The 9,915-nt window shown below is 55.8% G+C and carries 6 protein-coding genes, 1 rRNA gene and 1 other annotated feature; of the genes, 4 read left to right on the forward strand and 3 right to left on the reverse strand.

Features of this window, described 5'->3' with window-relative positions:
- Positions 1-109 (forward strand): 5S ribosomal RNA (gene rrf / locus H9X86_RS11025); the annotation flags it as partial.
- 458 nt (positions 110-567) lie between these two features.
- Here rrf and H9X86_RS11030 read toward each other — a convergent pair.
- From H9X86_RS11030 to H9X86_RS11040, 3 genes are all read right to left on the reverse strand, one after another.
- Entirely contained in the window at positions 568-4,956 is a 4,389-nt protein-coding gene (locus H9X86_RS11030; RefSeq protein ID WP_204901573.1) for an exo-alpha-sialidase, read from the reverse strand.
- 175 nt (positions 4,957-5,131) lie between these two features.
- Positions 5,132-5,341: a hypothetical protein gene (locus H9X86_RS11035; RefSeq protein WP_204901574.1), complete on the reverse strand. Its 210-nt coding sequence runs from the start codon at positions 5,339-5,341 to the stop codon at positions 5,132-5,134.
- Positions 5,342-5,392: 51 nt separating this feature from the next.
- Positions 5,393-6,550 carry a nucleoside recognition domain-containing protein gene (locus tag H9X86_RS11040; protein ID WP_204901575.1) on the reverse strand — a complete coding sequence of 386 codons (1,158 nt, stop codon included), beginning with the start codon at positions 6,548-6,550 and terminating at the stop codon, positions 5,393-5,395.
- Between the two features lie 158 nt (positions 6,551-6,708).
- Positions 6,709-6,956, forward strand: a binding site (T-box leader).
- An 84-nt stretch (positions 6,957-7,040) separates the two neighbouring features.
- Between H9X86_RS11040 and H9X86_RS11045 the strand changes: the two genes are divergently transcribed.
- From H9X86_RS11045 to H9X86_RS11055, 3 genes are read left to right on the forward strand one after another with little or no spacing between them, the layout of a single operon-like run.
- On the forward strand, positions 7,041-8,042 hold the full coding sequence (locus H9X86_RS11045) for an ABC transporter substrate-binding protein (RefSeq protein WP_243416934.1): 1,002 nt from the start codon (positions 7,041-7,043) through the stop codon (positions 8,040-8,042).
- A gap of 52 nt (positions 8,043-8,094) precedes the next feature.
- On the forward strand, positions 8,095-8,997 hold the full coding sequence (locus tag H9X86_RS11050) for an ABC transporter permease (protein ID WP_204901577.1): 903 nt from the start codon (positions 8,095-8,097) through the stop codon (positions 8,995-8,997).
- Positions 8,998-9,003: 6 nt separating this feature from the next.
- On the forward strand, positions 9,004-9,801 hold the full coding sequence (locus tag H9X86_RS11055) for an ABC transporter ATP-binding protein (protein WP_204901578.1): 798 nt from the start codon (positions 9,004-9,006) through the stop codon (positions 9,799-9,801).
- Positions 9,802-9,915: the final 114 nt, after the last annotated feature.

Raw genomic sequence — 9,915 nt, forward strand, 5'->3', positions numbered from 1 at the left:
CTGATTGCAGTGAGGGTCCACCCGTTCCCATTCCGAACACGGCAGTTAAGCTCACTTGCGCCGAAGATACTTGGCTGGCGACGGCCTGGGAAAATAGGTAGTGCCGACATGAAAAAGACGATCTCGGGATCGTCTTTTTCGTTTTCAGAAGCGATTGATAGAACGCAGGGGAAGAATGTCTGCGCAGCCAGGCTACATGGGAAAGTGAATACGCCATCCATGAGAGTTATGCATGAATATTTAGATCAAGCTTCTGACCGGCTGGAAGGCCGCTATAGCGTGATAGAGTAAGAAACAGTCAGCGAGAATCGTCAAAGTGGCGGTTTTCGCTGACTGTTTCTTTGCCCTGCTCTATTATGCAACAGAGCCTTCAGACTGTCAAAAACCCTCGCATCAATGAGCCTCACGGCCTGTCCTGATAGCAGAGACACAATCGCACCGAGATACTGGCTTTTCACATCATTACAGCAGCAAACAATGTCTGTTAGGATGGACGTGACAGCCCCCAGGCCGGATGGAAACGGCCTGGGGGCTGCTTCTACTTCTCAGGGTCAGCTGGATCAGAGATTAGATGTTGCGCTGCTTGCGATATACTATAACAGTGGCACTCAGCAGAGCCATACAGGACATCGTAGCCACCACATACAGCGTCAAAGAGGCGTTGTCCCCGGTCTGGGGCACGTTGCCTCCATCCGTGGTGTCAGCCACCACGTTGACCAGCACGTAGGTGCTGAAGTGCTCCAGGTTTGCGGTGACGGTGCGCTCTGCCTTGTTCACGGTAATGGCGATTTCCTCCTTCTCACCGGTGACAGAGACGTAGAACATCTTCAGATTGTTCTCGGAGAGGTTGGAAGGAATGGCAAAGGTGACGGACAGGTTGCCCTGGGGCTGTACTTTTTGGCCCTGGGCGTTCTCAGCGGTGAACTCAAAGATGGCGGTATTGTCCATCTTCTCCACCACATTGGCGAGAGCAGTCTCTACGTTGGTGAAGATGTCTCCCTGGGAGATCTTCTCCACAATGACGTTGATGCCAGTCTCAAAGACCTTGCCCACGTTGTTGAGCACAATGCTCACGCCGCCCACAGCAGTCTCCACCTTCTCCTCCTGGGACACGGTCACTTCCACCTTGTCCTGGGGCTTGGCGGTGGGCTGGGGCTTCTCAGTCACCACAGGCTTGTCAGTGACCGCAGGATCGGTCTCCACAGGATCAGTCTCCACAGGATCAGTGGGCTTCACATAGTCGGGATCCTCAGCGCCACAGACCACGCAAATACCGCCTTCATAGTGATGGTCCGTCACAGGAATGTCCTGCACGTCCTTGGTGGCGGTGTAGGTCTTGCCCTCGAATTCCACGGTGGCGGTGTAGGTGGTGGTGCCCATTTGGGTGCAAGTGGCCTCCGTTTTCACCGCAGAGGTGATCTCAGCCTCCACTGTCTTCTCGTCCCCGCAGGTGCAGGTGAAGGTGGCGGTGGCGCTCTTGCCGTCCGCTGCCCAGGTAAACTCGGGATCACCATAGGTGTGGGCGATCACAGGGATGTCCTGCACGTCCTTGGTGGCGGTGTAAGTCTCACCCTCGAACACCACGGTGGCGGTGTAGGTAGTGATGCCCTTCACAGTGCAGGTGGCAGGTGTCTTCACTGCAGAGGAGATTTGGGCGTCCACAGTTTTTGTGTATTCGCAGTTATCTTGGTTACAGGTAAAGGTGACAGTTGCCTGAGTATGATCTGCATTCCACTCAAATACAGGCTGACCATAGGTGTGGGCAGGTGTCAGTTCCAGCCACGCTTGATACAAGGTTTCAGACATATCGGTTGTCTCGGTCAGCTTGCTCTGTGCCTGCGTTTCATCCAAATAGGTGGAAACTTCCTCATCCAACAAGCTGTTGGCAGCCTGTTTGGCAGACTGAAGGGCATCCCAACTGTCGGAGGTATAGGATTGTTGGTTCAGGCTGCCCACAAAGTCTACCAGCGCCTGCAGGCCGCTGAGGGTCACCTGGTAGGTGGAGTGGGCGTCGATGGTGTTTACCTTGAAAAGCTGGAGCTCGCAGGCATCAGCGCTCACGTTGTACTGCTCAGTGGCGGTAGTGGTGTGGGACAGATAGAGCTTCTGGCTGTTGACGGTGTGGGCAATGGTATATGTTCCGGGGGTGCTGCCTGCTTCGATGGTTAGAGTATAGGGATCGGACTGAACGGGAACACGGGTTCCGGGATTGGTGGCTGTATCGTTGAGCTTGAGATATTTTCCATCCGCCTCCATACTTTGAACGGTGTAGCCATTATCGGTCTGGATAATGCGCCACAACTGACGGGAGGCGGCATAGGAGACGTCCAGTGCGAGGGCAGACTCGGAGACAGATCCGGTGACCTGGTCGGTGTTTGTGGCGTTGTTTGCGTGGTACAGGATTCGCTTGGTTCCAGCGTGATAGATGGCATAGACGCTGCCTGAGTCGATGCCATCGGTATCCAAATCGTAGGTGGTCACGGCCTCGTGCTGTTCCTCGGCAATGACATCTCGGAAGAGTTGGGGAAGAACGATACCGTCCTCGCCCTGAACGGCCACAGACAGACGTGCAATGCGGACAATTCCGTTGGGGGCGGTTGCAGTTGCGGTGATGGTGGCGACGCCAGAGGCCTTGCCAGTGACCAGACCACTGTCATTCACGGTGGCCACACCGGGAGTGTCAGACGCCCAGGTCACGGTGGCGGAACCATCGGGAACCACGGTGGCCTCCACCTGAATGGACTCATCCACATTCAGATTTACAAAGGTCTGATCCAGGGAGAGGGTGACCTTTTCACTCTCATCCTGCACCATGTACCAGCCTTCGCCCAGCAGGTCCTGAACCGTGAGAGTTTCGAAGGCAATCTGACAGGGGGAGGACTGGTTTTCGTAGAGGATGCCGAAGGTATCGGTGGCCTTTCCATCCTCCTGCAGCTGGGAAACACAGGAGTAAGCGAAACAGTTGTTGACACCTGTATAGCGGGTTGCATCATCGTTGAGCCAGGTAACGGTACCGTCTTCAGCCACGGAGCCGATGCGAACCACGCCTTCCGAGCGCTGGATGCGGGCATAGGAGCCAAGAATCAGGTTATCGTACTCCTGGTCGTCGGGACCCACCAGAGTACCTTCCAGATTGATGAAGGAGACCATGCAGCCACCGCCGCTCTTCTGACTGAACAGAGCCTCATCGGGCTGGCACTGGCTCCAGGTGACGCCACCGTCGGAGGAGTCGGCATAGCTGACGTAGTTGATGGTATTACGGGAGTACATCCGCAGGTCACCGTTGGGCAGAGTCACCACCTGGGACTCACTGGTCTTGCCCACCCCATTTAGATTGCCATTATGCTGGCCTCTCTGCCAAGTGGCACCGCCGTCATCGGAATAGATGACGCTGGCCAGCTCGTTGCCGGTACGGTTGTCATAGAGGGGGAATACGATGCGCTCCTTGCCGTTGAAGGACATGGTGTTGCCACGACCGGGGCAGACACCTGTAAATTTCTCGTTGGCGGCCATCTTGATGTCCAAAAATTGTGGAGTGCTCCACTCCAGTCCTTCAGCGGTGACCTGGGCTGTGCGGTGCATGATGTAAAACACGGGATAGACCTTCCACTCGCTGTTTTGGAAGAACAAGTTCTTCTGCACCCGCTTGCTGCTGTTGCCCAGCTGGGTCACATAGGGCTTGGTAAAGGTATCGCTGTCGGCGGATTTTACATAAACGTTCAGCCAGGCATCCACCCAGGTGTCTGTGACCGAGTCATCTTGGCTGCAGATGGGATAGAGCGTGATCTCCTGGCCCTGGTAGCTGCCTATCACCGCCCGGTTATTGTTGTTATTCAGATCCACATAATAGGTATAGGAAGCCAGATCCTTGGGGGCGTAGGTGCCGGCAGTGGCCTTTGCAACCAACAGACGCCCCTGGTCGTCAAAACCGGAGCTCTTATCCCCCATTTGGTTACCACTCATCAAGCCCACATAAGAGGGGCAAGCGTCCACAAGCATATGTACGGTGCCGTTGCTGTCCTGGACAATGGAGGGATCGATGAAGGAGGAGCTGGAAGCGTTGGTAGTGGTTTCTGCCATATCCGCCAGGTAGTTCACCACTTCCCACTCCCAAGTCTGTCCGTTGTCCTTGGAGACGCTGACAATGGTGTCCAGGTTTTGGGGAGAGTCACCGCTGGTGGTCCAGCGGATGTCCGAGGCGGCCACGATCCAGCCGTTATCAAGTGTGTAGAGGGAGGGAATGCGGAAATGCCGACTGCCGGTGGCCTCACTGTTGAAGGGCACAGAGATGGCCTCTGTTCCCTTGGGATTCCCCTCCACCACAGTGGGGAGGACTTCCGTTTTCTCGTAGAGCTGGAACTGGATCAGCGTGGCATCCGTGCTGGTGCTGCAATAGTACTTGTTGCCAGCAGTACTGCCATGGGTCAAGTAGTTGCTGCCGTTGGACAGTGAGTAAGTGCCGCTATCCTGGTGGAAAGTAATGTCCACACGCACTGGCTGTTCTGAGGTCTTCACATGGCCATTGGCGGCGGTGGTCTGGCTCAGATCCAGATAACGGCCGCTGGCCACGCTTTTCACATTGTAGCCGTCGTCCCCATCCCGTTTCTCGATGGTCCACAGCTGGCGCTCGGCGGCAAAGGTTGAATCCAGGGTGATGGTGTTTCCAGAAGCCGTTCCGGTGACCTGATCTGTGTTTCCAGTCCCGGTGTGGTAGAGAATGCTGCGGGTGGTGTTATAGAAGATGACATAGGTGCCACTTTCCTCCACTCCGTCCTGATCTCGGGCGTACGAGATACTTACGCCGCCCAACTCGCCGTCCACGATGGTGGCACGGGTTGAGTCATCTGAGGCATTTGTGCGCTGGGTGGCATAGGCGGGGGGAACCACACAGCAGCAGCTCAGCAAGAGGCTGGCGGATATGGCTGCCGCCGCCATACGACTGGGCAATTTAATCATGACTTCTCCTCCTCATACAGGTGTTTTCTCTGTATTGCACAAATTCATCATATCACAGAAGAGGTGTAAAATCAAGAAATGACACGGAAAAGATTTACAAAAAAGAGACGGACTCCAACAGTAACTCATAACTGTTGAAGTCCGTTTACGGGTTCTGGAAACGAAATACACCTGGTTACAGCATGAAATCCTCTTTCTTCAGGTGAGAAAAATTGGCCACCACGGGCTTTTTTGGCACCCGTTTAAGGGGATCATAGCGGAATGCCCGGCAAGATCCGCCTGGATCTACCACACCTTTGCGGGAACATAGGATCTGTTCGTCATCCAAAGCCACACCTCGCTTACAATAGACGCAGCGAGGTTCGATATTTTTTTGAAACAGCATAGCAAGTCTCCTGTTCATCCGAGATTTCCTCCAGTATACAACATGGCGCAGCTATTTTCCACCTGTTTTTCTCGACAGATACCGGCAGAGGAGAACAAGCAGGAGCCAACAAAGAACAGATATGGAGAGAGAGACGGGAAGAATGCGGCGAAAGTCTAATTGCGTCAGGATCTTGGTCTGGGAGTTGAGATAAAAAGAGACGGGATAGGTCAGGGAGAGCCGGGTGGCAAGGGCATAGGTGAGCAGAGCTGCAATGATGCCGTGCATGAGTTTACCCAAGAGGTAAGTGCGTGGGGAGAGATCGCCATCTATAAGGAAACAAAGCACCTGACAGTGCACGGAAAGCCCAGCCCACCCCAGCATAAAGGCGGCCATGGAGATGGATCCAGGGGAGTTGGTGACACCACCCAGAGAGGACACGCCAGAGGTCAGCTCCAAAAGACCAGCCACCAGCTGTGGGGCACGTTGGGGGGAGACCCCCACCAGGGAGAGCAGTTGTGCCAAGGCGGAGAACACGCCGCAGGCAGTCATGAGCTGGAGCATAGCGGAGAAAAAGGTGACAAAGGCGCAGATGTTTAGGGTGCTGGAAAAGGAGCGCACCACGGCACCGGTGAAGGCAGCGGGTACAGTGGTGGCAGCTATGGGCTTGGAATGGGATGGGGCGGCGCAGGAGGAAGGAGTCTCACGACCGTAGAACCGGAAGAGAAGCCCAGTGAGCAGAGAGGCCAGACAGTGGGAGGCGTAGAGGAGCAAGCCAATCTGACCGCTGCCGAAGATGCCCGCCCCCACGACTCCCAGGATAAAGGCTGGGCCGGAGTTATTGCAGAAGGCCAGCAGCCGCTCTGTCTCTACTTTGGAGCATAGCCCCTGACGGTACAGCTCCAGGGCGGTTTTGGCGCCTAAGGGGTAGCCGCCCACAAAGCCCAGCACCACGGCGATGGCACAGCTTCCGCTGACCCGGAAGAGGGGGCGCATGACACCCTCCAGCAGGCGTCCCAAGTAGGCGGCCAGTCCCAAATCTACTGCCAGGGAGGAGAGTACAAAAAAGGGGAACAGAGATGGAATGATGACGTTAAAGCACAGACTAAGTCCGTTCTTTGCCCCTGTCATGGCCTGGGATGGGACTAAAATCAGGGCTGTAATGATGCAAATGAGTGCAATGGACAGCAAGGAATCCCGAAAAAATCTTTTTTTTAGAATGCGAAACATATCCTTTTCCCCCTCACGGGGAAAGGATATGTGCGGAGTAGACGAAATTTGCCTGTCCCCCAGGAACATATGACACGTTAGTGCGCTAAAAAATTTTTCTCCAAAGGGGTTGACAACCGGAGGACAGATGCGTATAATGGCCACAACAACTTCATTACGGCAAACCATTGACGGAGAGTAGTACCCAGTGTGGCGAACCTTCAGAGAGTCCCGGGCGGTGAGAGCGGGGCGGGGAGCAGCTTGGGGAATGGACTTCGGAGGGCGGACCGAACGGGAAACCAAGTAGGGACCGACGGGTACCCCACCCGTTATCAGAAGGGGCGCATATGATGGTATGCGTAAGCGAGTGGGCGTCGTTTGGCGTCAATTTGGGTGGTATCGCAGAAGCTGAGCTTTTGTCCCATGTGGGGCAGAGGCTTTTTTCATTTTTCGGCTCTGGCAAGGCGGAAAAACATCTGCCGCCCAAATTCAAAAAATGGAGGAAAACACCATGAAAAACAATCAGATCATCCGTCGGTTTGCCACCTGTGCCGTAGCGGGTACCTTGCTATTCTCCCTGTGCGCCTGTGGAGCGGGCGGCGGTAAGAATGACGATACCTACAAGGTAGCCGTGGTCAAGCAGTTGGATCACGCTTCTATGGATGAGATTGCCAAGGCCATCACGGGCCAGCTGGACGCCATCGCAACGAAAAAGAATGTGACCATTGAGTACGAGGTATATTCCGGACAAAACGATCAAACGGTGCTCAAGCAAGTGGGCGATCAGGCCATTGTGGATGGCGTGGACGCCATCGTGCCCATCGGCACCACGGCGGCCCAAGTTATGACCTTGTGCGCACAGGACACCCAGACCCCCGTGGTATATGCTGCTGTGTCTGACCCCGAAGGGGAGGACTTGACCGGCATTGACTATGTCACCGGCACCAGCGATGCCCTGGAGACCAGTTTGATTTTGGATATGATGCTCAAGCAAAATCCCGACACCAAGAAAGTGGGGCTGCTGTACTCTCTGTCTGAGGGCAACTCGGAAACCCCCATTCAGGAGGCCAAGGAGTATCTGGCGGGGAAAAACATCCAGGTGGTGGAGCAGACAGCCAACACCAACGATGAGGTGATTGCCGCCGCATCTGCCCTGGTGGCTGGTGGTGTGGATGCCATCTTTACCCCCACCGATAACGTGGTGATGTCCGCAGAGCTGGCCATCTATGAGCAGCTGGCCAAGGCGGGGATTCCCCACTACACTGGGGCAGACTCCTTTGTGCGCAACGGCGCCTTTGTCACCTGCGGTGTCAACTACACCGACCTGGGTGCCCGCACGGCAGACCTGGCCTATCAGGCAATGACCGAGGGCATGGACGGTATGGAGGATGTGTACTACATGGACGGCGGCCTTATCACTGTCAACACCGAGACCGCCAAGACCCTGGGCATTGATCCTCAGATTTTTGCAGATATGGGTACGCTGGTGGAAGTGACCACCACCCAGGAATAAGAAAAACAATGCCCCGCCTGCGCTGGCAGGCGGGGCAGAGGAGTGTGGAGAGATGCTGTATATTGTGCAGACAGCCCTGGAGTTGGGGTTTTTGTATGCGCTGGTAGCCATGGCTCTGTTTTTGAGCTACCGCATTTTAGACATTGCTGACCTGACCACCGACGGAGCCTTTGTGCTGGGGGCGGCGGTGTCGGTGACAGTGACGGCGGCAGGCCATCCGTTTTTGGCCATTCCGGCGGCCATGGCAGCGGGAGCCTGCGCTGGATTTGTAACAGCCTTTTTGCAGACTCGTCTGGGGGTGCCATCCATTTTGGCTGGTATCGTCACCAACACGGGGCTGTATACTGTGAACCTGATGGTGATGGGGTGGAGCTCCAATGTGAGCCTGCTGAAAGACGACACCATTTTCTCTCTGTTTCGAGCTACGGGGATCGGAGGGGCTTGGTACGAGACAATTCTGGCGGGAGCTGCAACCATCCTTATGGCTGTGCTGCTGGTGCTCTTTTTGGGCACCCGCCTGGGCCTGTCCATTCGGGCCACCGGGGACAACCGGGATATGGTGCGGGCTTCCTCGGTAAACCCCACCTTCACCATCACCGTAGGGCTGTGCATCGCCAACGCCCTCACCGCCCTGTCCGGGGGACTGGTGGGCCAGTACCAGCGCACGGCTGACATCAACGGCGGGACTGGAATCGTGGTCATTGGCCTGGCCTGCCTCATCATCGGCGAGACCCTGCTGGGCCGTCGGACCATCATCAAGGGTGCCATCGCTGTGATTTTGGGTTCTGTGGTCTACCGCCTCATTTACGCCATCGTGCTCTACACCAAAGTGGTGCCGGTGGAGGGGCTGAAGCTGGTGACCGCCGTCATCGTGGGCCTGGCCATCGCCGCCCCTACCCTGCGCAGCTGGGTGGCATTCCAAAAGAAAAAAGCTATGGCCGGGAAGGGAGCGTGAGGAGCCATGCTGGACATCAAGGGAATTTCCAAGACCTTTTATCCCGGTACCATCAACGAGAAAACTGCACTGTCCCATCTTTCTCTGACGGTGAAGGATGGGGACTTTGTCACCATCATCGGCTCCAACGGAGCGGGAAAATCCACCCTATTCAATGCCATTTCCGGTGTGTTTTATGTGGATGAGGGCACCATTACTCTGGGGGGACGGAACATCACCTATCTGCCGGAGCACAAGCGCAGCCGTACCATTGGGCGGCTGTTCCAGGATCCCCTCAAAGGGACCGCACCGAACATGACCATCGAGGAGAATTTGGCTCTGGCCTATCTGCGTTCCTCCCGAGGCAACGCCCCCTTCAGTCGCATCAGCAAAAAGGATCGGGCCATGTTCCGGGATCACCTGAGCCTGCTGGGCATGGGGCTGGAGGATCGGATGGGGCATCCGGTGGGGCTGTTGTCCGGCGGACAACGGCAGGCACTGACCCTCCTCATGGCCACCCTGGTACCGCCGGAGCTGCTGCTGCTGGATGAGCATACGGCAGCCCTGGACCCGGCCACGGCAGAACAGGTGTTGAGACTGACCCGGGAGATCGTGGCTCGGGATCACATCACCTGTCTCATGGTCACCCACAACATGTCCCAGGCCCTGGAGCTGGGCAATCGAACCCTGATGATGGCAGAGGGAAAGGTTGTGCTGGATGTGGAAGGGGAGCAGAGACAGGGCATGAGTGTTCAGGATCTGCTGGAGCAGTTCAAGGCGGGCACCGGTCAGCAGCTGGACAATGACCGCATGCTACTGAGTTAAATAAACAGACTGTCAAAGAACATAAAAGTCATGCAAGAAGTCTTGACCATCTTGCATGGGGAGAAGCTCTCGGCAGAGTTTTCCCGCCCGCAGGCGGGAAAATAAATTGAAAAT

Source organism: Pseudoflavonifractor capillosus (genome assembly GCF_016902575.1).
GTDB lineage: Bacteria > Bacillota > Clostridia > Oscillospirales > Oscillospiraceae > Enterenecus > Enterenecus capillosus_A.

Coding starts and splice junctions, on each gene's coding strand:
- H9X86_RS11030 (WP_204901573.1), bottom strand. CDS start 4,956: ATGATTAAATTGCCCAGTCGTATGGCGGCGGCAGCCATATCCGCCAGC.
- H9X86_RS11035 (WP_204901574.1), bottom strand. CDS start 5,341: ATGCTGTTTCAAAAAAATATCGAACCTCGCTGCGTCTATTGTAAGCGA.
- H9X86_RS11040 (WP_204901575.1), bottom strand. CDS start 6,550: ATGTTTCGCATTCTAAAAAAAAGATTTTTTCGGGATTCCTTGCTGTCC.
- H9X86_RS11045 (WP_243416934.1), top strand. CDS start 7,041: ATGAAAAACAATCAGATCATCCGTCGGTTTGCCACCTGTGCCGTAGCG.
- H9X86_RS11050 (WP_204901577.1), top strand. CDS start 8,095: ATGCTGTATATTGTGCAGACAGCCCTGGAGTTGGGGTTTTTGTATGCG.
- H9X86_RS11055 (WP_204901578.1), top strand. CDS start 9,004: ATGCTGGACATCAAGGGAATTTCCAAGACCTTTTATCCCGGTACCATC.